This is a genomic window from Streptomyces resistomycificus (genome assembly GCF_001514265.1).
In the GTDB taxonomy this organism is placed as follows: Bacteria; Actinomycetota; Actinomycetes; order Streptomycetales; family Streptomycetaceae; genus Streptomyces; species Streptomyces resistomycificus.
In genome coordinates this window covers 187984-210727 of sequence record NZ_KQ949000.1, presented here as the reverse complement: position 1 = coordinate 210727, position 22744 = coordinate 187984, and the positions used below count along the sequence as shown (strand labels likewise).

General features: G+C 72.0%; 19 protein-coding genes. 11 read left to right on the top strand and 8 right to left on the bottom strand.

The annotated features are described in order from the left end of the window. Entirely contained in the window at positions 1-1719 is a 1719-nt protein-coding gene (locus AQJ84_RS32640) for a hypothetical protein (RefSeq protein ID WP_053190394.1), read from the top strand. Positions 1720-1788: 69 nt separating this feature from the next. After that, entirely contained in the window at positions 1789-3621 is a 1833-nt protein-coding gene (locus AQJ84_RS32635) for a hypothetical protein (RefSeq protein ID WP_053190410.1), read from the top strand. Between the two features lie 28 nt (positions 3622-3649). On the opposite strand, the gene AQJ84_RS32630 is transcribed toward AQJ84_RS32635, so the two are convergent. Together AQJ84_RS32630 and AQJ84_RS32625 are read right to left on the bottom strand one after the other, a co-directional pair. Further along, a complete protein-coding gene (locus tag AQJ84_RS32630) occupies positions 3650-4276 on the bottom strand; it encodes a hypothetical protein (RefSeq protein ID WP_053190393.1) in 627 nt (208 codons plus the stop codon). Further along, entirely contained in the window at positions 4212-4925 is a 714-nt protein-coding gene (locus AQJ84_RS32625) for a nucleoside/nucleotide kinase family protein (RefSeq protein WP_051870114.1), read from the bottom strand. The genes AQJ84_RS32630 and AQJ84_RS32625 overlap by 65 nt, the downstream gene beginning before the upstream one ends. Before the next feature lie 99 nt (positions 4926-5024). Between AQJ84_RS32625 and AQJ84_RS32620 the strand changes: the two genes are divergently transcribed. From AQJ84_RS32620 to AQJ84_RS32600, 5 genes are all read left to right on the top strand, one after another. After that, the gene (locus tag AQJ84_RS32620; RefSeq protein ID WP_030042763.1) at positions 5025-5420 is read left to right on the top strand and encodes a YybH family protein; all 396 of its coding nucleotides are present in this window, start codon (positions 5025-5027) and stop codon (positions 5418-5420) included. A gap of 110 nt (positions 5421-5530) precedes the next feature. Further along, a complete protein-coding gene (locus AQJ84_RS32615; protein WP_030042762.1) occupies positions 5531-6268 on the top strand; it encodes a beta-phosphoglucomutase family hydrolase in 738 nt (245 codons plus the stop codon). After that, positions 6265-8619 (top strand): glycoside hydrolase family 65 protein, encoded by a 2355-nt coding sequence (locus AQJ84_RS32610; protein WP_053190392.1) that lies wholly within the window; start codon positions 6265-6267, stop codon positions 8617-8619. Before AQJ84_RS32615 ends, AQJ84_RS32610 begins: the two co-directional genes overlap by 4 nt. Before the next feature lie 282 nt (positions 8620-8901). Then, complete coding sequence (locus AQJ84_RS32605) at positions 8902-10407, top strand: hypothetical protein (RefSeq protein ID WP_079022605.1); 1506 nt, start codon at positions 8902-8904, stop codon at positions 10405-10407. Between the two features lie 599 nt (positions 10408-11006). Then, the gene (locus tag AQJ84_RS32600) at positions 11007-11297 is read left to right on the top strand and encodes a DUF6355 family natural product biosynthesis protein (RefSeq protein WP_030042760.1); all 291 of its coding nucleotides are present in this window, start codon (positions 11007-11009) and stop codon (positions 11295-11297) included. Between the two features lie 99 nt (positions 11298-11396). On the opposite strand, the gene AQJ84_RS32595 is transcribed toward AQJ84_RS32600, so the two are convergent. Further along, a complete protein-coding gene (locus AQJ84_RS32595; protein WP_053190391.1) occupies positions 11397-12356 on the bottom strand; it encodes a hypothetical protein in 960 nt (319 codons plus the stop codon). Positions 12357-12367: 11 nt separating this feature from the next. Beyond that, positions 12368-13840: an APC family permease gene (locus AQJ84_RS32590; RefSeq protein WP_030042759.1), complete on the bottom strand. Its 1473-nt coding sequence runs from the start codon at positions 13838-13840 to the stop codon at positions 12368-12370. Between the two features lie 350 nt (positions 13841-14190). Here AQJ84_RS32590 and AQJ84_RS32585 point away from each other — a divergent pair, with 350 nt between their 5' ends. Beyond that, positions 14191-14724, top strand: coding sequence for a DUF5709 domain-containing protein (locus AQJ84_RS32585; RefSeq protein ID WP_030042758.1), 534 nt, complete (start codon positions 14191-14193; stop codon positions 14722-14724). A gap of 10 nt (positions 14725-14734) precedes the next feature. On the opposite strand, the gene sthA is transcribed toward AQJ84_RS32585, so the two are convergent. Together sthA and AQJ84_RS32575 are read right to left on the bottom strand one after the other, a co-directional pair. Beyond that, positions 14735-16138, bottom strand: a complete 1404-nt coding sequence (gene sthA / locus AQJ84_RS32580) for a Si-specific NAD(P)(+) transhydrogenase (RefSeq protein WP_030042757.1) — start codon at positions 16136-16138, stop codon at positions 14735-14737. A 145-nt stretch (positions 16139-16283) separates the two neighbouring features. Continuing rightward, positions 16284-16490 (bottom strand): hypothetical protein, encoded by a 207-nt coding sequence (locus AQJ84_RS32575; RefSeq protein ID WP_030042756.1) that lies wholly within the window; start codon positions 16488-16490, stop codon positions 16284-16286. Between the two features lie 216 nt (positions 16491-16706). Here AQJ84_RS32575 and AQJ84_RS32570 point away from each other — a divergent pair, with 216 nt between their 5' ends. Next, complete coding sequence (locus AQJ84_RS32570) at positions 16707-18941, top strand: MMPL family transporter (protein WP_053190390.1); 2235 nt, start codon at positions 16707-16709, stop codon at positions 18939-18941. 22 nt (positions 18942-18963) lie between these two features. On the opposite strand, the gene AQJ84_RS32565 is transcribed toward AQJ84_RS32570, so the two are convergent. Continuing rightward, positions 18964-20061, bottom strand: a complete 1098-nt coding sequence (locus tag AQJ84_RS32565) for a PP2C family protein-serine/threonine phosphatase (protein WP_225877349.1) — start codon at positions 20059-20061, stop codon at positions 18964-18966. Positions 20062-20353: 292 nt separating this feature from the next. Here AQJ84_RS32565 and AQJ84_RS32560 point away from each other — a divergent pair, with 292 nt between their 5' ends. Continuing rightward, positions 20354-21250 (top strand): GNAT family N-acetyltransferase, encoded by an 897-nt coding sequence (locus AQJ84_RS32560; protein ID WP_030042754.1) that lies wholly within the window; start codon positions 20354-20356, stop codon positions 21248-21250. Between the two features lie 185 nt (positions 21251-21435). Here AQJ84_RS32560 and AQJ84_RS32555 read toward each other — a convergent pair whose 3' ends face one another. After that, complete coding sequence (locus tag AQJ84_RS32555; RefSeq protein WP_030042753.1) at positions 21436-21792, bottom strand: hypothetical protein; 357 nt, start codon at positions 21790-21792, stop codon at positions 21436-21438. 302 nt (positions 21793-22094) lie between these two features. Here AQJ84_RS32555 and AQJ84_RS32550 point away from each other — a divergent pair, with 302 nt between their 5' ends. After that, positions 22095-22676 (top strand): DUF4352 domain-containing protein, encoded by a 582-nt coding sequence (locus AQJ84_RS32550; RefSeq protein WP_030042751.1) that lies wholly within the window; start codon positions 22095-22097, stop codon positions 22674-22676. The last annotated feature ends 68 nt before the right edge of the window (positions 22677-22744 follow it).

Sequence of the window (22744 nt, the reverse complement as noted above, 5' to 3'; positions counted from 1 at the left end):
TTGCCCACCCCGCTCGACCACGAGTTCGTCCGGTCGGCGGCCCGTGCCGCCGACCGGACGGCCGCCCCGCTGGCGGCCAGCCCCGACGAGGAGCCCGCCGGTGTGCCGCACCGCGGTCTGGCGCGGCGGGTGAAGACCCTGGTCGCGGCATACCGTTCCCCGGACTCGGCACTGCACGGCAGCGGGCGATCCGTCGCCGCCGCGCTGACCCACCTGGGCGCCCTCCGGGCCGTTCAGACACCCACCGGCCTCTTCGCCGGCGGCGACAACGTGCAGTCACCGCCTGACTCCGCGTTCACCGTCAACGACGTGTGCGACGCGCACGTCCTCGCCACCGGCGCGGGGCCCGAACTGCGCGAGGTCACGGCCGCGCTCGCCGAGATCGCCGGCGCCGCCTGTGGCAGTCTCCTGACGGGTGGGGTGCACACCCCGAACCACCGCTGGGAGCTGTGCGCGGCGCTGGCCCGGCTGCACCGGTCGTTCCCGGACGACCGGTTGCTCGACCGCGTCGAGGAGTGGCTCTGCGAGGGCGTCGACATCGACGCGGACGGCCTGTACTCGGAACGGAGCGCCAACTACGCGGCTCATGTGTCCAACCCGTCGCTGCTGGTGCTGGCCGAAGTGCTCGGCCGCGCCGACCTGCTGTACGCCGTCGAACGCAATCTGGCCACGACGCTGGACCTGATCAGGCCGGACGGCACGGTGGAGACCGTCCACTCGCGACGGCAGGACCAGAACCACCCGTTCCCGCTGGCGCCCTACCTGCCGCACTACCGGCTGCTCGCGATCCGCACCGGCCGGGGCGACTTCGCCCGGGTGGCGCGGCTGGCGGCCGTCGGCGGCATCGACGACCCCGACCTGCTCGCTGAGACCCTCCTCACCCCGGACCTGTGCCGCGCCCTTCCGGCCCCGACTGCGGAGCCCCTTCCGCGCGACCGGTACCTCACCACCGCACGCCTCGCCGCACGCGCCTCGGCCACCGCGCACACGGTGGTGTACGGCGGCTCCGACGTGCCCGAACACCGGCGCATCCGCTCGGGCCTCGCCTGCAACCCCACCTTCCTGCGCCTGTTCGCCGGCGACGCCGTCCTCGACGCCGTCCGCCTCTCGCGGGGGTTCTTCGACCTGGGCCCGTTCCGCGCCGCCGACATGCAACAGCTCGACGCCAACCGGTACCGGCTCACCGAAACCCTCACGGCCGCCTACTACCAGCCGCTCCCGCCGGACCGGCGACGGGACGACGGCGCCTACCGGATGGCGGACGAGGGACGCTTCTCGGCCGCGATGGCCTTCCCGGACCGGCCTCGGGACGAGGTCTCCCACACGACCCGCGTCGAGGTGGACCTGAGGGAGGACGGGGCCGACCTGCGGATCGACATCAGCGGACCACGGGTGCCCTGGGCCCTCGAACTGACCTTCCGGCCGGGCGGCGTGCCGGAGGGCGCCGTACCGATCGGCGACGGACGCTGGTGCCTGACGACCGGGCCGATGACCTACCGGGTCGGTGACGACGAGATCCGGATCGAGGCCGCGGTCGAGGCAGGCGAACCGCTTGCCGGACCGGACCGGAGCGACGCACTGCGGTACGACCCTGGTCAGGACTACACCGTGGTGGGCGGCACCGACGCCACGACCGGGAACCGCGTCTACATCGGTGGACACGGCCCGCACACCCTGACCGTCGCACTGCGCGCCCGCCGCCCCGCACCAGTCGTGTGACCCCGACGAATGACGCCAGGCCATCTCAGGCATGAAGGGCTGATCCCCGTGCACCTCACGTCCCCTCCCGTGCACCTCACACACCAGCGCGGCCCCCTGCACGACCTGCCCGACAGCCCCGAGGCCTACGACGCGGTCCTCGCCGACGTCGTCGAGCAGGCCCTCGCGCGCGTCACGCCCGAGGGCAACCTCGAACACCCCGACTGCGTCGACGACATCGGCGACACCTCACTCGGCATCACCTCGCTCCTCGCGCTCGCCTGGCAGCGCACCAAGGACCCACGGCTGCCGGAAGCGGTGCGCCGCAGCCTCGCCTTCCACCTCCGCGAACGGGTGTACACCGAGGACAACCCCGGATACCCCAACCTGAGGGTGCGCGACTCCGGCCTGCCGTACGCCCGTTACACCCTCGCCCCGGGCGCCCACCCCATCGGCGACTGGCCCAGCACGGTCTGGGCGCTGCTGCAACTGGTCAACGTGCTCGACGTGGCCGACGGTCTTGTTGACGACGAACCGCGCTCCGCGACGGCCGAGTTGGGGCACGGCTACTGGCGCTGGCTGACCGAGGCCACCTTCTTCAACCCGCAGGAGGCGGGCAACCAGGCCATCGGCTGTGTGGTCGGCGGCCTGATGCTGTCCCGTCATCTGCCCCCAAAGGACGGGAAGGCGGTACGCGCCCGCGCGCTGGAGCTGTACGCCGACGAGATCCGCGCCCACCGGGTCCGCGACCGGGGCGCCCTGCTGCCCCCCGAGCACGGCGGCGCCTACGACAACAACTACGGTCCGATCTCCCTGTCGTTCCTCGCCCAGGCCCACCTGGTCAGCGGCGAGGAGGTCTTCGCCGAGGACGGCGACGCCCTCGCCCGCTACATCGACGCCCGCCTCACCGGCGGCGGCTTCGACAACGGCGGCCCCCGCTACAGCGAGCAGCACTCCGCCTTCGAGTCGGTACTCGGCCTGCGCTACTTCGGTGCCCGCATCGGCGCCGACCTGGGCCGATACCGGGGCGACAGCCGCTGGGCCCGCCACGCGGTCAAGCCGGACGGCGGCGTCGACGGTCACTTCGCGTGGATGCTGGTCTGGCAGATCCAGGACACCACGCCCTGGCACCGAGAGCCGTCACCGGTGCCCGCACGGCACCAGCTGCGCGCCGGCACCGTCTCGGTGGCCTTCGACGACCGCATGACCCCGGCGGTGATCGAGGCGGCCGGCACCTACTGCCTGCCCGCCGCCGTCAACCGCCAGCACGGCTTCGGCCCCGTCACCGACGGCTTCCTGCTGTGCCGCCCCATGGGGGAGGTCCGCGTCCGCGACGTCCGCGCCGACGGCCTGACGGCCAAGCTGGTCACCAAGCCGGTCGTGGGCCGCGACCACGTCCTGCGCCGGGTGCGCTCCCTGTACGTCACCGACGGCACGACCCTGTGGACCACGGTCGCCGTCGAACGCCTCGACGGGACGCCGTACCTGCTGGCCGGCCTGCCCTACGCCGAGGACGACGGCGACCGGGTCCGCCGTACGGCCCACGCGGCCGTGTCCTCGGCGGGCACCCTGCGGCTGACCCACCCCGAGGCCCGGGGCGCCGAGCACTTCGACGCCCGCGCGGAACTCACCCAGGAACAGGCCGCGTTCGCCCTCGCCGAGGACCCGCGCGGCTACGGCAACCCGGACCAGGGCTGGCGCCATCTGGTCAGCTCGACGGCCCTGGAGGCCGGGCCGGTCGCGGACGCGCCGGACGACCTGCATGTGTTCGCGGTGCGGTACGGGTCCGAGGAGCCGCTGGCGGTGTCGGTCGAACGGGGCGAGGACGGGCTGGTCGTCCGGACGGGCGCCTTCACCGCGGTCCTCGGGCCCGAGGACGCGCACGGGGAGCCGGAGCTGACCGTCCGCGGTGCCGGTCACTGAGAGCCGTACGCGGCTCGGGCTGCCCGTGTCAGACGGTCAGACCGAGCAGCCCCCAGCCGCGCCGCGCGCTCTCGTCGACCACCTCGGCCCACTGGCGCAGCAGGGCGTCGAACGCGTCGAAGTCCGGGACCCACCCTCCAGGACGCGCGGCACGGGCGTCATAGGTGTCACGGAGGCCCTCCAGACGTGGGGCCGCCCGGCCCCAGTGGGCGGCGAGCGACAGGACCTCCGGCGGCCGACGGACGAGCAGCCGACGTGGCCCGGTGGGCGCGGGATCCGAGGGGAAGAGGCGGCCGTCCGCCCCGTCGAGGCCGTCGTCCTCGTCGTCGGGGTCCGGCCCCCACCAGATCAGGCCCCGCAGGAAACCGTCCAACGGCTCACGCAGGGCCGGATCCGCGAACCCGCGGGCCCTGTCCCAGCCGTCCGCCGCCCAGAAGTGCGGCTTGTACGAGCCGAGGGTGCGGCGGAACTCGTAGCGCCCGCTGAACGGCACCTTCGGCGAGGCGGGAAACACCCAGCCCTCCTCGGGCTCCGGCCACGAGCCCGGCTCGTCCTCGGGATCCATGGCCTCGTACAGCAGGCCCTCCCGCTCACCCGCCGGTGTCCGCTCCAAGCGCTCCCAGTCCACCGCCAGCACGGTGATGTCCAGCCCCATCCGGCCACCCTACGACGCCCCGCACCACCAGATCCGCCCGCTCCCGCGTCGCCTCGACCAACTCGGCGTTGCGCTGGTCGCTGCGCCGCACCCACGCCACCGCCTCCGCGTGGGCCTTGCCGAACCGCTCGTGCCGGGCGACCAGCCGCCGCAGGCGCTCCTGTTCGTCGATCTCGCAGAACCACACCTCGTCCAGCTCGGCCCGGACACGCGCCCACGCGCCCGTGCCCAGCAGCAGGTAGTTGCCCTCCGTTACGACCAGCCGGGCCGACGAGGACACCGGGATCGCGCCGGCGATCGGCTGCTCCAGCACCCGTTCGAAGCCGGGCGCGTACACGATCTCGTCGTCCGCCTCGGGAGAGCGCAGCCGCCTCAACAACGCCGCGTACCCGGCCGCGTCGAAGGTGTCGGGCGCACCCTTGCGGTCGCGCCGGCCGAGCCGGTCGAGTTCGACGTCGGCGAGGTGGAAGCCGTCCATGGGGACGTGGGCCGCCCACGGGTCGCCGGTCGCGTTCAGCGCCCGCACCAGGTGCTCGGCGAGGGTCGTCTTGCCCGCGCCCGGACCGCCGGCGACACCGAGCAGCGCACGGCGGCCGTGACGGGTGAGGGCGCGGGCACGGGCCAGGAGATCGTCGAAGGTCAGCGGCACGCCACCGAGTGTGTCACCCGGTGTCCGATTCGATGTCCTCAGGTACGCGGTGCACCCTGGTGCGTAGGGGAGGAGGGAGCCGACACCGTGTCCGACGCCATGTCCGACGACCAGACGCAGATCCGCACACTGATCACCAAGTGGGCCGCGGCCGTCCACCGGGGCGACCTCGACGGCGTTCTCGCCGACCACGCCGAGGACCTCGTGATGTACGACGTGCCGCCGCCCCACGAAGGCATCAGGGGCCTGGCCGCCTACCGCGCGGCCTGGCCGCCGTTCTTCGCCTGGCAGGCCCAGGGCGCCTGCTTCGACATCGAGACCCTCGACGTCACGGCCGGCACCGACGTCGCCTACGCGCACGCGCTGCTGCGCTGCGCCTCACCCGAGGAACTCGCCGCGCACCCCACCTTCCGGCTGCGCCTCACCTTCGGCCTGCGCAAGGAGCGGGGCCGCTGGCTGGTCGCCCACGAACACCACTCGTTCCCGCACGACTGACCTCCGGCGCGCGCGGCCGGCACGGCAGAGGTGAGAATCCGTCACGAAAGTGCGCCCGGTGTGGCGTGCGCCACCCACTGGACGCGCCCTCGTGGGGAACCGTGTCCTGTATGACGGAGCTCGGTCTACCCGCAGACATCCTGGCCTGCCTCTTCGACCTCGACGGCGTGGTCACCAAGACGGCCGTCGTGCACGCGGCCGCGTGGAAGGAGATGTTCGACGCGTTCCTGCGCGAGCGCGACGGCGACGACTTCAGGCCGTTCGGCGACAGTGACTACGACGAGTACGTCGACGGCCGCCCCCGCGCCGACGGTGTCCGCACCTTCCTCGCCTCCCGGGGCGTCGAACTCCCCGAGGGGTCACCGGGCGACCCACCCGACGCCCCCACCGTCCACGGCCTCGGCAACCGCAAGAACGAGCTGGTCCTGGAGAAGATCCGCACCGACGGCGTCGAGGCCTACGACGGCACCCTGCGCTACCTCGAGGCGGTCCGCGCCCACGGCCTGCGCACGGCGATCGTCTCCTCTAGCGCCAACTGCCGTGACGTGCTGCGCGTCATCGGCGCCGAGCACTTCTTCGACGTACGCGTCGACGGTGTGGTGGCCGCCGAACGCGGGCTGCCGGGCAAGCCGCACCCGGACACCTTCCTGGCCGCCGCGCACGACCTGGGCGTGGACGCCTCGCGCTGCGCCGTCTTCGAGGACGCGCTGGCCGGCATGGACGCGGGGAGGGCCGGCCACTTCGGCCACGTCGTCGGCGTCGACCGCGTCGGCCAGACCGACGCCCTGTACGCGCACGGCGCGGACGTCGTCGTGCGGGACCTCGCCGAACTCGGAGGCAAGGCGTGATCAGCCACAGGTCGTACACCGTCGAACCCTGGGCCGTCCGCGAGACCGGGCTCAACCTCGACGTGCTGGCCCAGAGCGAGTCCGTGTTCGCGCTGTCCAACGGCCATGTCGGCTGGCGCGGAAACCTCGACGAGGGCGAACCGCACGGCCTGCCCGGCTCCTACCTCAACGGCGTGCACGAACTGCACCCGCTGCCGTACGCCGAGGCCGGCTACGGCTATCCGGAGTCCGGCCAGACCGTCATCAACGTCACCAACGGCAAGGTGCTGCGACTGCTGGTCGACGACGAGCCCTTCGACCTGCGCTACGGCCGGCTCGTCGCCCACGAACGCACCCTGGACCTGCGCCGGGGCGTGCTGGAACGGACCTGCGAGTGGGTCTCGCCGGCCGGCTCGCGGGTGCGGGTGCGCTCGACGCGGCTCGTGTCCCTCACCCAGCGGGCGATCGCCGCCGTCGCCTACGAGGTGGAGCCCGTCGACAGCCGGACCCGGGTGGTGATCCAGTCGGAACTCGTCGCCAACGAGAGCCTGCCCGAACCCGACGGGGACCCGCGGGCCGCCCAGACGCTGAGGTCGCCGCTGGAACCGGAGGAGGACTTCGCCTCGGGCTCCCGGCTGCGCCTGGTGCACCGCACGCGCCGCAGCGGCCTGCGGGTGGCCGTCGCCGCCGACCACGTCGTCGACGGACCCGAGCGGACCACGACCGCCGGCGAGAGCAACGTGGACGTGTCCCGGCTGACCGTCACCTCGGTCCTGGAGCCCGGACAGCGGCTGCGGGTGGAGAAGCTCGTCGCCCACGGCTGGTCCGGCGCCCGCTCCCGGCCCGCGATGAGCGACCAGGTCGAGGCGGCGCTCGCCGCGGCCGCGCACAGCGGCTGGCAGGGCCTGCTGGACGAACAGCGCGAGTACCTCGACGACTTCTGGGCCCGCGCCGACGTCGAGGTGGACGGCGACGAGGAGATCCAGCAGGCCGTCCGCTTCGCCCTCTTCCACGTCCTGCAAGCCGGTGCCCGCGCCGAGCGACGCGCCGTCCCCGCCAAGGGACTGACCGGCTCCGGCTACGACGGCCACGCCTTCTGGGACACCGAGACCCTCGTCCTGCCGCTGCTCACCTACACCGCCCCTGACTCCGTCGCCGAGGCGCTGCGCTGGCGGCAGAGCACCCTGCCCGCGGCCAAGGAACGCGCCGCCCAACTCGGCCTGGAGGGAGCCGCGTTCCCCTGGCGGACCATCGAGGGCTCGGAAGGGTCCGCGTACTGGCCCGCCGGCACCGCAGCCTTCCACGTGAACGCCGCCATAGCCGACGCCGTGGTGCGCTACACGGCCGCCACCGGCGACACCTGCTTCGAACGCGACACAGGCGTCGAACTCCTCGTGGAGACCGCCCGGTTGTGGCGCTCGCTGGGCCACCACGACCACCACGGCGTCTTCCACATCGACGGCGTCACCGGCCCCGACGAGTACAGCGCGGTCGCCGACGACAACCTGTACACCAATCTCATGGCCCGGGCGAACCTCCTCGCCGCCGCGGAGGCCTGCCGACGCCACCCGGAAGAGGCGGGCCGCCTCGGCGTCGACGACGAGGAGAGCGCCGGCTGGCGGAACGCCGCCGAGGCCGTGCACATCCCCTACAACGACGAACTCGGTGTCCACGAGCAGCACGCGGGCTTCACCCGCTACCAGCGCTGGGACTTCGCCGCCACCGGCGCCGACCAGTACCCGCTGCTCCTGAACTTCCCCTACTTCGACCTCTACCGCAAACAGGTCGTCAAGCAGGCCGACCTGGTGCTGGCGATGTACACGTGCAGCGGCTGGTTCGAGGAGTTCCACGACGAGGAGCAGATCGCCCGAAACTTCGCCTACTACGAGCCCCTGACCGTGCGGGACTCGTCGCTCTCGGCGTGCTGCCAGGCGGTCGTGGCCGCCCGGACCGGCCACCTCGGCCTCGCCTACGACTACACCGCCGAGGCGGCCCTGATGGACCTCGCCGACCTGGAGCACAACACCCGCGACGGGCTGCACATCGCCTCCCTCGCCGGCACCTGGACGGCCCTGGTCGCCGGGTTCGGCGGAATGCGCCGCGACGGCGACTCCCTGCGGTTCACCCCACGACTGCCCGAGCAGTTCAGCCGGCTCGCCTTCACCCTCCAGCTCCTGGGCAGGCGCCTGCGCGTGGAGATCGGTCCGGACAAGGCCACCTACACCCTGGTGTCGGGCGAGCCCCTGACGATCAGCCACCACGGCACCCCGTTGACCGTGAACGGCGACGGCCCCCTCGCCCGCACGGTCCCGCCCCACACCGCGCGCCCGACACCCGACCAGCCTCCCCACCGCCGCCCCAACACGCGCTGACCAGGGAGTTCACCCGACGGCCCGCGGGCCCGGAATCCGGGCCCGCGGGCCGTCGACGCGCACCTGACGCCGCCGCTCCAGGTCGACGGGAGCGCTGTCGTGGCCTGCCCCACGGCCGGCTGGCCCGGTGATCGGCCAGGCACCTGGCCCAATCCCAGCCTGCGCATCGGTGCGATGCGGGATAGTTTGGCCCTGTTTTTCCGGTCCTGTTCCCGCTTCCGGCCCGCACGCCGGACCGTGGGTCCGACAAGCCCTACGACGGGTAGGGGTGAGGGGTGGACGATGGCCCACGGCACGAACGCCATGCTCGTCGGCATGCGACGCGGCGAACCGGCGCCCGTGCCCGGCACGTCCTGGCGCACCCGTGGTGAGTGGCTGCTCGTGGCCGTGGCCGGCGCCTTCACGCTGGCTCAACTGCTCCTCGTACGCCCGGGCCTGGGTTTGGGCTGGGACGAGACGGTCTATGTCAGCCAGGTCGGCACCCAGTCACCCGCCGCCTTCTTCAGCGCGCCGCGCGCCCGGGGCGTCTCGGTGCTCGTGGCGCCGGTCGCGTCCTGGTCGACCTCCACCGAACTGCTCCGCGTCTACCTCGCCCTGCTCTCCGGCCTCGGCCTCTACCTGGCCCTGCGCGTGTGGCGCCGCCTGTTCCCGGCCCGGGTCCTCGCCCTCGGCGGGGCCCTCTTCGCCTCCCTGTGGATCACGCTCTTCTACGGGCCGCAGGCCATGCCCAACCACTGGGTCGCGATCGGTGCCCTGGTCTGCGTCGGCTGCTTCCTGCGCGCCCGCGCCGACCGCTGCGACCGAACGGCCCCTTGGGGTGTCGCGGCGGGCGCCGCGCTCATGGCCCTGATGCGGCCCACGGACGCCGTATGGGTCGTACTGCCGCTGCTCGTGCTGGTGGTCGTCGCCCGCCGGTGGCGCCTGGCGACCGCGCTGGTCGGCGGGCTCGTCGCGGGCGCGGGCCAGTGGGTGATCGAGGCGTTCGTGAGCTACGGCGGCCTGGGGCGGCGGCTGTCCGACGCGTCCGACATCCAGGGCGGACTCGGCCTGCACCTCGCCGTCGACGACCAGCTGCGCGGCCTGGTCGGACGGACCCTGTGCCGCCCGTGCGCCGGACCGCTGCCCAACCCCGCCGTAACGGCCTGGTGGTTCGTGCTGCCCCTGATCGCCGTGATCGGCCTGGTCGTCGCGGTGCGGGCCGGGCGCACGGCGCCCACCCTGCTGCCGCTGCTCTGTGCCACGACCGCCGCCGTGCCGTACCTGTTCATGATCGGATACGCGGCCCCCCGCTTCCTGCTGCCCGCCTACGCGCTGCTCGCCGTCCCGGTCGCCGACGCCCTGCTCTTCCTCGTCACCAACCCGGCCGGCCGATGGCGCCCCCTGACGGCGGCCCTGGTCGCGGTCGGGCTGGCCGGGCATCTGGCCGTGCAGTACGTCGTCCTGGCGCGTGCCGTCGACCGCACCACCGCCGACCGCCGCGACTGGGCCCGCACCGCAGACGAGCTCCACCGACTCGGCATCAGCCCGCCCTGCCTGATCGCCGGCCACGAGGCCATCCCGGTCGGCTACTACACCGGCTGCTCCTCGGCGGCGACCGCGGGCCACAACGCCAACAGCACCCGCGCCGACATCCTGCGCACGGCCCGCCGGGTACCGACCGCCGCCCTCACCCGCCCCGGAGCCCCGCCCCCCTCGTACGCCCACGGCTGGCGGACCCACCGGTCCGCCGGGCTGGACCTGCACATCGCGCCGAAGCCGACGCCGGCGGCCCAGGCACGGCCGGAGTGACATCGGGGCGCACACCGGCCGCCGAGGCGTGACGCCAGAGCCGATCGGGTGCACCGCGACCGGCGTTTCCCCTCCGGCCACTTCTGACAGGAGTCCGGCCGTCGGCCGGAGACGAGGGGGAACGCCAATGACGGGAAGCGAGAACGGCGCACGGCTGGGCGCCGCAGCAGGCCCGACGGACCGAACGCGACGCGGTGGCGTCGTGGCGCCGTGCCGTCACGGCACGGGCGATGACCGGCGGCTTTTCCCTATCGTGGTGAAGATCTGCCCCGGGCTTTACCGCACATGCCTTTGCGGTTGCCGGCGGATGGCACGAGGCTGCTGAGCGCGACCGTGCGACCGGAAGAAGGACCACCCCCGATGGCGGCCGCCCCTGAATCCGCTCCGCCCCTCCTCCCCGGCACCGCGTCCATGGCTCCGGACGCGGCAGGGAGTGGTTCAGGGTGGGCGGGGTCCAGCCCGCCGGGCAAGATCACTCCAGCGGCGTAACGGCAGAACGATTCGCCAGGTGAAAGGGGGCGGTGATCGATCCGCCGCCCGGGACGCACCGGTCATTCTGGGGCGGCAGTTCAACCCCTTAACCGGTCAAGGAGACTCTCTTGCGCATCCGTCGTACGGTCACCAACGCCCTCGGCGCCGCCGCCCTCGTGTTCGCCTCCCTGGGTGCGGTGACCACCACCGCGAGCCCCGCGGCCGCCGACCCGTGCGGGTTCTACGAGACCGGCTCCGACGCCTTCTACAACCACTGCACCTCCGACGGCTCGCGGGTCGTCATCAAGGTGGAGGTCGCCTGGCAGGCCGACTACGAGCGCTGTGTGGCGCCCGGGAAGTCCTGGCTGGGTGCCGCGAGCAAGATCGAAGGCGCCTACTACCTCGGCCGTACCTGCTGACGAACAGCCCGTCCTTGCGACCCTCGCCACAGGGCCGGGGCCGTGCTCCGTACCGTCCCGTGCCGGACGGTACGGAGCACTCCGTGTTCTCCGGCTCCGTCAGGACAGCAGCTCGAATTCCCTGCGCCACTTGACGAACTGCTTGTCCGGATCGCCGGTGTACGACCACGGAGTGCGCGTGCCCCGCCGCCCCAGCACCCGCAACAGCGATTCGGCGACGTCCTGGAGACCCGCGCAACAGGCCGCGTGAGTGAGGTAGTTGACGTCCCGCAGCTCCGCCGGCGCCACCCCGCGCTCGCTCCGGCCCAGGAACCACCGCTGCCAGGTCCGCCGTACGTCGCTGACCGCGCCGTCGTTGCTCCAGTGCTCGGCGAGCCCCACGGACGATCGGCTGACCTGCCCCTCGTCCAGGGAGTGCCGGAACTCCTCGACCCGGGCGTACTGCACCAGCACCGGCAGGGCGCAGCCGGACGGTGCCACGCCCGCCGCGTCGCGGGCGAAGTCGTACATCAGGCCGTGCGAACCGTGCCAGCGGGACGAGTAGTAGTGCAGCACCTGGAGATGGCCCTCCACGCTGTAGGGGTCCCGCCCGTGCAACTCGTCCCACCAGCGGGCCAGTTCCTGCCGACGTACCCCCGACGGATACAACCGTGCCACGGAGATCAGCGAGATCCACGGTGTCGGGTCGTCCGGGTACGCCTCGGCGGCCCGCAGACACGCCGCGACCGCGGCGTCGACGCGGTGCTGGTCGATCGGCGCGCCCCGGCCCGCGGCGATGGCCACGTTGAAAGCCCTGGCCGTCTCGGTCGCCGCGTACAGCACCAGCGCGTCGGCATGGTGCGGCTCGGCCGCCAGCCAGGTCTCCGCCGTCGAACTGGCCGTGCAGGCCTGGGCGAGCAGCCGGACCCGGTGGCCCCGGACGAGCCAGTCCGGGCCGGTGGCGCGCAGCAGTTCGCGCAGGCCCTGCCAGCGGCCGATGACGATGTCGTGGCGGGCACAGCTGAGGCCGGTGTCCCCGCAGTCGGGGTCGAAGTCTGGAGCGAAGCGGTCTCGCGCCATCGGGGTCTCCCTCAGAAGTCGGTGGGCAGACCCTCGTGGACACGGGAGTTGGCGCTCGCGTCGACGGCCGGGACGTAGTGCGTCTCGACGGTGCGGCTGGCGTCGAGCCGCGCGGGACGGTAGTAGTCGCTGCCCTGCCTCCAGTACCAGAGCATCGGGAACAGGCCGACGGCCAGCCCGCCGATGCCGATCGTGACCGCCGCGGTACTCAGCTCGCTCAAGGACTCGACGAAGATCCAGAACATGAACAGGGAGCCCATGAGCGGCCACAACCCGCCGAGGAAGAAGTTCGCCGCCGACTTCAGCAGCAACCTGCGGTACGCGACGACCGCCGCGAGCCCGGCGAGCCCGTAGTAGACGGCGATCTGCAGACCGATCGCCGAGATGGCGTCCGAGAGGATGTCGCCGACCGTGCCCAGCGCGTTGGAGGCGACCAGCATCCCCAGCGCGACCGTGCCGACGACCACGATGGCCACCCAGGGCGTGTTCCACCGCGGGTGGACCCGGCCGAGCGCCGACGGCATCGTACGGTCGCGGCCCATCGCGAACAGCGAGCGCGTGACCTGGATGAGCGTGGTCTCCAAGGTGGCGATGGTGGACAGCATCACCGCCACGATCAGCAGCTTGCCGCCCCAGCCCGGCCACACCTGCTCACCGAGCACCGCCAGCACGTTGGCGTCGTTCGCCTGGATCTGCCCCGAGGACAGGATCACGTTCACCGCGATGGTGAACGCCTCGAACAGCAGGAAGACGACGCCGATGCCGATGAGGCCCGCGAGACCCGTCGTGCGACGGCTGTTGCGGGTCTCCTCGCTGAGGTTGCTGGTGACGTCCCAGCCCCAGTAGTAGAACGCGGCGATGAGCGCGCCGGAGGCGAAGCCCGCCATGCCGTCGAAGTGGCCGAAGCCCAGCCACGACCAGTCGAAGGCCCGGGCACCCCCGGTGTGGAGGAGGGCGAGCACCGCGAACAGCGCCAGGATGACCAGCTCGACGCCCGACATCAGGAGCTGCGCGCGGACCGTGAGCCGGGCCCCGCCGAGGACGACCAGCAGCATCGCCAGGAACCAGGCCGCGCCGACCACCGTCGACAGCGCGGTGTTCTGAGCGAGTTCGGCGTCGAAGAGGGCGAGCGTCATCGACCCGGCGGGCAGCGACCCCGCCACCATGAAGATCGTCGCCGAGATCACCAGGGCCCAGCCGCTGATGAACCCCAGAAAGGGATGCAGCGTACGGCCCACCCACGAGTAGCTGGCGCCCGCGTTCACGTCGATCCGGCCGAGATAGCTGAACGCCAGCGCGATCCCGAGCATCGGCAGGGCGCAGTACAACAGGGCCGCGGGACTCGCCAGGCCGACCGCGCCGACCAGGACCGCGCTGGTCGCGGCGAGTGAGTAGGCCGGGGCGCTGCCCGCCACCGCCATCACCACCGTGTCGAAGGTGCCCAGGGCGTTGGCCTGCAGCCCTCTGCCCCTGAAGTTGCTCATGGATGCGCTGCTTTCCGTCTTGCACGACGCGGGGACGACAAGACCCCGACGACGTAAGGGGAGTGGGGGTGAAACCGCCCCGGACGGGCGAGGGATGGCCTCGGGTCAGGGCGGTGAAACGAAGACAGGGCGGCGGATACCGCGAGATCGCTGCGTAGACGGACGGTCACACCGTGTGTGCGTGTGATGATAGCGGGACTCGTTGAGCTTTCAAGATTGACCGGGAAGTAACCTCCCGAACCGTCGAACACGCCACTCCCGTACCTCTTTTCGGGGTTGGAGATCCCATAGCTGGAAACGCGGATCAGGACACCCGAGACCGACGAGCGCGCAGCGCGAGGGAGGCGGCGATGGACACGGAGCGCACGGACTCCGAACCGATGGCGGACGACGCTTACCAGCCCACCGGGACCAACGAGGAGCAGGAGGACGCGGCTCCGCTCGACCTGCAGGACGCCGTCGACGAGCGGACGTACGACGAGACCCTCGACGAGGGCTACTCGCCGCCCGAGAAGCCGCTCGGCGTCACCAAGTACGGCACCACGGCCGCCGAACAGCACGACGGCGAGAGCCTCGACCAGCGCCTCGCCCAGGAGGTGCCCGACCCCGCCGAGCCGGTCGGTGACGGGGTCGGCGACCTGCCCGGCGGGGACGGCGAACCCGTCGACCCGGAGGCCGGCACCGAGCGTGCGGGCCGTCTCGTGGCCCCCGACGAGGGCGCCCACGCCGACACCGTCAAGGAGGAGGTCGCCCGCGACGTGGGCATCGACGCGGGCGCCGCCGGCGCCGAGGAGGCCGCGATGCACGTCGTCGAGGACGAGACCGAACTCCCCGACGACGGCAGCGCCGACGGTGGGTACCTGGACGAGGGCGAGAGGGCCTGAGGCGGGCCGCTCAGTCCCCGATCCGGTCGATCAGCCGGAGTTTGTTGGTGGCGTCCAGGGCGGCGACCTTGTAGGACTCCGCGAGCGTCGGGTAGTTGAACACGGCGTCGACCAGGTAGTCGACGGTGCCGCCGCAGCCCATCACGGACTGACCGATGTGGATCAGCTCGGTGGCGCCGGTGCCGAAGCAGTGCACCCCGAGCAGACTCCGGTCCTCGGGGGATACCAGCAGCTTCAGCATGCCGTGCGAGTCGCCCATGATCTGCCCCCGGGCCAGCTCGCGGTAGCGGGAGATGCCGACCTCGAACGGCACCCGGTCCTCGGTCAGTTGGTCCTCGGTGCGGCCGACGAAACTGATCTCGGGGATCGTGTAGATGCCGATCGGCTGGAGGTTGTGCATCCGGGGGGCGGGCTCCCCACAGGCGTGATAGGCCGCCGCCCGGCCCTGCTCCATCGAGGTCGCCGCCAGCGCCGGGAACCCGATGACGTCACCCACGGCGTAGATGTGCGGGACCTCGGTGCGGTAGTGCTCGTCCACCGTGATCCGGCCGCGGGCGTCCGCCGACAGGCCCGCCCGGTCGAGCTCGAGTTCGTCGGTGAGGCCCTGCCGGCCCGCCGAGTACATCACCGCGTCCGCGGGGATCTTCTTGCCGCTCTCCAGAAGGGTGAGAGTGCCCCGCGGATGCCGCTCGACCGCGGCCACCGTCTCGCCGAAGCGGAACGTCACGGCCAGGTCCCGCAGGTGGTACTTGAGCGACTCGATCACCTCGACGTCGCACATGTCGAGCATCCCGGCCCGTTTCTCGACGACGGTGACCTTGCTGCCGAGCGCGGCGAACATGGACGCGTACTCCATGCCGATGACACCGGCGCCGACGATGACCATGGACCGCGGCACCCGTTCCAGGGCGAGCACGTTGTCCGAGTCCATGATCGTCCGCCCGTCGAACTCGACGCTCGACGGCCGCGCGGGCCGGGTGCCGGTCGCGATCACCACGTGCTCCGCCGTGATCAGCCGTTCATGGCCGGTGACTTCACGCAGGGCGACGGTGTGGGCGTCGGCGAAGTGGGCGGTGCCCGAGTACAGGGAGACATGGTTGCGGGACAACTGGCTGCGGATGACGTCCACTTCACGGCTGACCACGTGCTGGGTGCGGGCGGTCAGGTCGCCGACGGTGATGTCCTCCTTCAGCCGGTAACTCTGGCCGTACAGATCTCGCTGGGTCAGGCCGGTGAGGTAGAGCACCGCCTCCCGCAGCGTCTTGGAGGGGATGGTGCCGGTGTGGAGGGAGACCCCGCCGACCATGTCGGGGCGGTCGACGACGGCCACCCGGCGGCCCAGTTTGGCCGCGGCGATGGCGGCCTTCTGGCCGCCCGGACCGGATCCGATGACGAGCAAGTCGAAGTCGGGCACCCTCGGGAGTCTGGCAGTCCCGGTGCCCCGTGCGGAAGAGCGGGACCCACGGCACACCGGTTCCCGGGCGGGCCGGCCCGCCCGATGGCGGTGCCGGTGCCGGAACGGGCCGGACGCGGGGCCGTGAGTGCCGGAAGGAGCTGTCCTACGGCAGCAGCTTCTCCATCGCGGCCGGCCCCTCCGCCTCCAGCTTGCGGCGGGCCCACTCGAGGTTGCGCGGAGTGATGTCCCGGCCGGTGGCCAGGACCAGGTCCTCGGGTGACACGTCCGTGCCGGTACGGGTGTGGAGCAGGGCGTCCGGGGTGGCACGGTCCTCGGACGGCCCGGTCGCGTCGGGTTGTGACGTCGCCATGATGTGTGCTCCTCGGATCCGGATCGTTGCTCGGTCCCGGTTTCGCTCACCGGGCCCGCTATCACCATTCAACGCCTGAGCGGACCCTGCATCCCGAGGAGGCGGAAAGCACCTCCCGGAGCCCGGCCGGCGCCCCACGCTCCGGGATGCCCGGGCGATCACCCGGGCGTCTAATGGGGGTACCGCACGACTCGGCCGACCGGAAAGACCAGGGCCATGTCATCCACCCAGACACCTGACGAGGGAGGGGAAACCGCCGCTCCGGGGGCACTGCGGCGGCTGGGGGAATGGTGTGCACGGCACTTCGTGATCGTCATCGTGGCCTGGCTCGTGGCCGTCGTCGCGCTGCAGGCACTGAACCGTTCTCACGGCGGCACCTACTCCGACGACTTCTCCCTGCCCGGCGTGCAGTCCCAGCAGGGCCTCGACGTCCTGCAGCAGCACGATCCGGCGGCGGGCGGCTACAGCAGCCAGATCGTCCTGCACGACAAGGACAAGGCCCTCACCTCGCTGAGCTCGCAGATGTCCACGACAGTCGCCGACCTGCAGAAGCTTCCGCACGTGCTGGCCGTGCAGAACCCGCTCTCGCAGAGCGCGTCGAAGATCGGCCCGCTGTCCACCGACGGCGACACCGGCTACATCACCATCCGCTTCGACGTCCAGCCCTCCACCCTCGGCGACGACTACCTGCACGGCGTCGACGACGCCGTACAGCCACTGCGGTCGGCCGGAGCCGACGTCGAGTACGGCGGACCGCTCGGCGAACTGGCCAGGCCGGCCGCCGACGACCGGGTGAGCGAACTGATCGGCTTCGGCGTCGCGATCGTCGTTCTGCTGATCGGCTTCGGCAGCGTCCTCGCGGCCGGTCTGCCCCTGGTCACCGCGCTGATCAGCGTCGTCGCCGGGCTCGCCGGTCTCGGTCTGCTCGCCGCGGCGTTCACGTTCGCCACCGTCTCCCCGACCCTGGCCACGATGATCGGACTGGGTGTCGGAATCGACTACGCCCTCTTCCTGATCACCCGTCACCGGCAGAACCTCATGAACGGCCGTGACGCGGTGCACGCGGCGGGCCGGGCCACCGCCACCAGCGGCCGCGCCGTGCTCGTGTCCGGCTGCACGGTGATCATCGCCCTGGCCGGCCTGTACGCCTCCGGCGTGTCCTTCATTGGCAAACTCGGCCTGGCCGCCGCCGTGACGGTCGTCTCCGCGGTGCTGGGCGCGCTGACCCTGGTGCCCGCGCTGCTGGGCCTGATCGGCCGGCGCATCGACCGCTACCGGGTGCGCCGCCCCGTCGCCGAGACGGACGCCGAGGAGGGCGCCGCGCCCCAGGGCGCCTGGCACCGCTACGCCCAGCGGGTCGAGCGGCGGCCCTGGCACTTCCTGGCCGCGGGCGTGACGACCGTCGTGATCCTCGCCATCCCGGTCTTCTCCCTCCAGCTCGGTCACATCGGGGACGGCGCCGACCCGACGTCCTTCACCGACCGAAGGGCCTACGACCTGATGACCGACGCGTTCGGCCCCGGCTCCAACGGCCCGCTCACCGTCGTCATCGACCAGACCTCCGTGCCGTCCTCGCAGCGCTCCGACCTGTCGTCCCAGGCCCAGAAGACGATCAACGCGGTCGCCGGGGCCGCCGAGGTCACGCCGCTGACGGCCACCCAGGACGGAGACGTCCTGATCTCCACCGTCTACTCGAAGCAGTCCCCGCAGAGCGCGGACACCACGGACCTGACCAACCGACTGGTCGACACGACCCTCCCCGAGGCGGTGAAGGGAACGGACGCCAAGGGGTACGTCACCGGGACCACGGCCGCCCAGGTCGACTTCCGGGACATCGTCGCGAGCCGGCTGCCCCTGATCATCGGCGTCGTCGTCGCCCTCGCCTTCCTGATCATCCTCGCCGTCTTCCGGGGCCTGCTCGTCGCGCTCAAGGCGGCCGCCCTCAACGTCCTGTCGATCGCCGCCTCGTACGGGGTCGTCGTCGCCGTGTTCCAGTGGGGCTGGGGCGGCCCCGCGCTCGGCGTGCACGGCGACGTGCCCATCGAGAGCTACGTCCCGATGATGATGTTCGCGATCATCTTCGGGCTGAGCATGGACTACGAGATCTTCCTGCTCTCCCGGGTGCACGAGGCCTGGCTGCGCACCGGAGACGCCAAGGGGTCGGTCGCCCACGCCCTGGAGATCACCGCGCGGGTCATCACCTGCGCCGCACTGATCATGGTGAGCGTCTTCGCGGCCTTCATCGTCAGCGACAACATCGTGATCAAGATGATGGGGCTGGGGCTGGCCGTGAGCGTCCTCATCGACGCCACCGTCGTCCGGCTGCTGATGGTCCCGGCGGTGATGACCCTGCTCGGGCGGCACGCCTGGTGGACGCCCCGCTGGCTCGACCGGATCCTGCCGCACATCGACGCCGAGGGGGAGGGCGAGCGGGAGCCGGAGCGGGTCTGAGCGTCACCGCGGCGCATCCCGGTCAGTCCCGGGGCGCCAGGACCAGCATCGTGACGTCGTCCTCGAGCGTCCGGCTGTAGTGGACGAGGTCCGCCCACACCCGTGCCGCGAGCGCGGCGGGGTCGTCGTCGGCGAAACCGGTGAGCCGCTCGGCCAGCGGGTAGAAGACACCGGCCGCGTCCCTGGCCTCGCTGACCCCGTCGGAGGCGAGGAAGAGCCGGTCCCCGGGCCGCAACGGCACCGTGCGGCAGACCGGCGGCACGGCGTCGGACAGCCCGAGACCGAGCGGGCTGCCCGGCGGGACGTCCAGCTCGACCACACGCCCACCACGCAGCAGCAGGGGAGCGGACTGCCCGCACGCCACGATCCGCACCGCCCGCCCGTCCGCGGCGAAGTCCATGAGCACCGCCGTCGCGAACAGCTCCGAGTGCCGTACGCCGGCCGAGTCCAGCACCAGCCTGCGATCCAGCCGGGCCGCCACCGCCTCCGGGTCAGGCTGGTCGAGCACCGCCTCCCGGAACGCCCCCAGCAGCGAGGCGACCGTGGCGACGGCCGACAGCCCGTGCCCCTGGACGTCACCCATGACCGCCCGTACGCCGTAGGGCCCCTCCCGCACGTCGAAGAAGTCGCCCCCGACCAGCGTCCCGCGCTGCGCCGCCCGGTACAGGCCCGCGCATCGCACGGGCCCCACGCGCGGCGGCAGCGGCGGCATCACGGCGTGCTGCGCCGCCTCGGCCACCGCCCGTTCGGTGACCAGCTGGGCGTCCCGCCGGCTGCGGACGAACGACACGAACACGCTCAGCGTCGCCACGAAGCACACGGTGAGCAGATCGGTGCTGCCGGGATCGTCCAGCCGGAAGGCCGGGACGACCAGCACCGCCACCACCAGCGAGCCGAGCAACGCCGTCGCGGCGGGCCCGTAGGACAGGACCGCCAACGGCGGGATGGCGCCCAGCACGAACCCGATGTCGAGGGGCTCGTCACTGAGGAGGGTCGCCGCGCACACCCCCGTCAGCAGGGCCGCCGGCAGCACCCGCACCCAGCGGGGCGGCGGCGCGCCCCGCAACCAGCCACGCCGGTCGCGGTCGCGCCGCGACCACGGGCCGCGCACGGTGCTCACACCCCTACGCTGCTACGACGGCTCCCGCACCGCATGCCGGGGCAACCCGGGCGGCCCCGGCGCGAGCGTCGGCCGTACCGCGGTGGGTGCCGCGTTCCCGGATGTGACCGCGATCGTTCAATTCGGCCTCGAACACCGCTTCATCCGTGTAGCGTGAGGCGCCACGCCCCGACACCGACGGAAGGAGGCGAGTGCCGTGCAGTTCACCACCATCCAGCGCTCCCTTTCCGTCGCCCCGGCGTGCTTCGTCTGACCGGGAGCGCTTCACGCAGTACGCATCCCGGAGGAACCCATGACCGACTCGGTCATCCACGCGCTCGACGAGCGCGACGCCCATCTCTTCGACGCCCTGCCCGACCCGCTCGGCGCCCGTGAAGGCCACCGGCTCACCCGGCACCGCCCCGACTGGAAGCGCGTCGCCCTGCGCGACGGCGAGGTGGTGGCGCGCGGCGCCTGGTGGGGCGGTCCCGACGACGCCGAACCCCTCAACATCAACTGGTTCGACGTGGCCGAGGGCGAGGAGGAGGCCGGTGCCGAACTCCTGCGCGGCGCACCCTGGCAGGTCGAACTCGAGCTGAACCTGCCCGGCGGCTGGCGCGAGGACCCCGCCCTGCGCGCCGCCGCGGAGACCCGCTTCGCCGCCGCACGCGCGGCCGGCTACGAACTCCTCGTGGAACGCTTCCTGTACCGGTGGACGCCGGAGTGCGGTCTGCCCGAACGGCCCGGCCGTCTGGTCTTCCGTCCCGAACCCGACGACGAGGTCTTCCTCGACGCCCTGCGCCGCATCCACTCCGCCACCCTGGACGCCCACAGTCTGCTGGCCATCGAGGAGGGCGGGGTCGAGCAGGCGGCCCAGGAGGAACTCGACTTCTTCCACTGGTGCCCGTCACCGCGCGAGTGGTGGCAGGTCGCCCACACCCCGCAGGGCGACCCGGTGGGCATCCACATCCCGGCACACAACCCGTCGGGCCCCTGCGTCGGCTTCATCGGCGTGCTGCCGGCACAGCGGGGCCGCGGTTACGCGTACGACCTCCTGGCCGAGTGCACCCACTTCCTCGTGGAACAGGGCGCGGAGTTCGTCACCGCCGCGACGGACCAGGGCAACTTCCCCATGGCCGCGAACTTCGACAGGGCGGGCTACCCCGTCGTGCGGGAACGCCTCAACTTCCGGGCCCCGCGCACCGGCTGAGCGACCGGCACCGGAACACACCCGTACCGGGTCACCGGCACTCACCCGTCCTGGGTCACGGGCACACACCCGTTCCGGGTCACCGGCACCGGCAGACGGCCCCGTCCGTCCGCCGGTGCCGGGCGGCATGCTGATCGGCCGGCTCCAGGAGCTGTTCGCCTGCCGGAGTCGATGCGACGACCCTTTCAGGCACCCGCCCATGGAACACGGCACGTGTGCGGCGCCATGCCCTCTGGGCACAGGGTCTTGATCACTGTCCTGCGGATCGCCCGCCATGTCCGCAGGGAGCACAGCAAGTGGACGCGCAGTTCCACGGCTTCGCGTGCGCCGCTGCTCTGGGCAGGATGTTCCAGCGCCCACTGTTCGGCGAGGTGGTCGTACACCTCGGCGGTCGACAGTTCGCTCCCGGGGAAGGTTCGGGCGATGGTCTCGTCGACGATCCGGGCGTTCCGGGATCCCACGGCCTCCTCGACGAGTTCGCTGACCCATGCCAACCCCTGCTCGTCCGCGTACAAGCCGAACTTCAGGACGCGCGTCCTCATCGCATCAGGCCTTTGTGATCGTCGTCATCGCTCATGGCGAAGGTGGTGGCGAGGCAGGTGCCTCGGGAGCGAGTGGCGGTGACACGTGGTCCGCTCGCCCAGCGGGAAGGCTACGGTGCGGCACGAAGATGGGCCGGCCGTACACCTGGCGCCCACGCTGTGCCGCCTGCCCACGCCGGTGCGTCACCTCCAACTGTGGCGTGGCTTAGGCTTGCTGCTCCGTGTGGCCAGGGGGGCCACTGAGCCATGGGGGATGCGCTATGAGCGCTTACACGCGTCGTGCCTGCGTGCCGGCATTACTGATGTCCGCGGTTCTGATGGCGGGGTGCTCGTCGGAGAGCGGCTCGGGGGAGTCGGTCGCGAAGAAGCCCAGGACGGGGGCACCCGCCGAAGACGCGGCCGTGGAGTCGTCGGAGCCATCCGCCTCCGCCCCGGGCCCTGTTCTGGAGGTCGGGGAGACAGGCGAGTTCGAGACCGGCGAAACCGACGAGTACGGAGAGAACTACAAGACCACGTCGAGGATGTCGATCAAGGTCGTCGGCGCGGAGTACGTGACGCCGGACGAGGTCGACACGGGCAACGAGCCGGAGAACGGACAGTTCGTCAAGGTGACGCTCACGCTGAAGAACATCGGCGACGCTCCTGCCGAGATCATGACCTACGGCACGATGGAGTGGGAGGACACCGACACCGCACCTCAGGACGCCTCCACCCTGGAGGGCGCCGGTGACGGGCGGAGCATCGACACGTCGTACAAGCCAGGCCAGTCCGTCACGGGGTTCCTGATTCTCGACGTCGGCGAGAAGGGTGGGACCGTGAGCTACAACGGATCCGAGGATCCGAACGCGGAGGGCCCGGTGTTCTCCGTCAACCTGCCGGAGTAGTCCGGAACATGGTCAGCCCCGCTCTCCAAAACCTCTCCTCCGGGCGGGCCAGCCGAACGAGCGGCAGC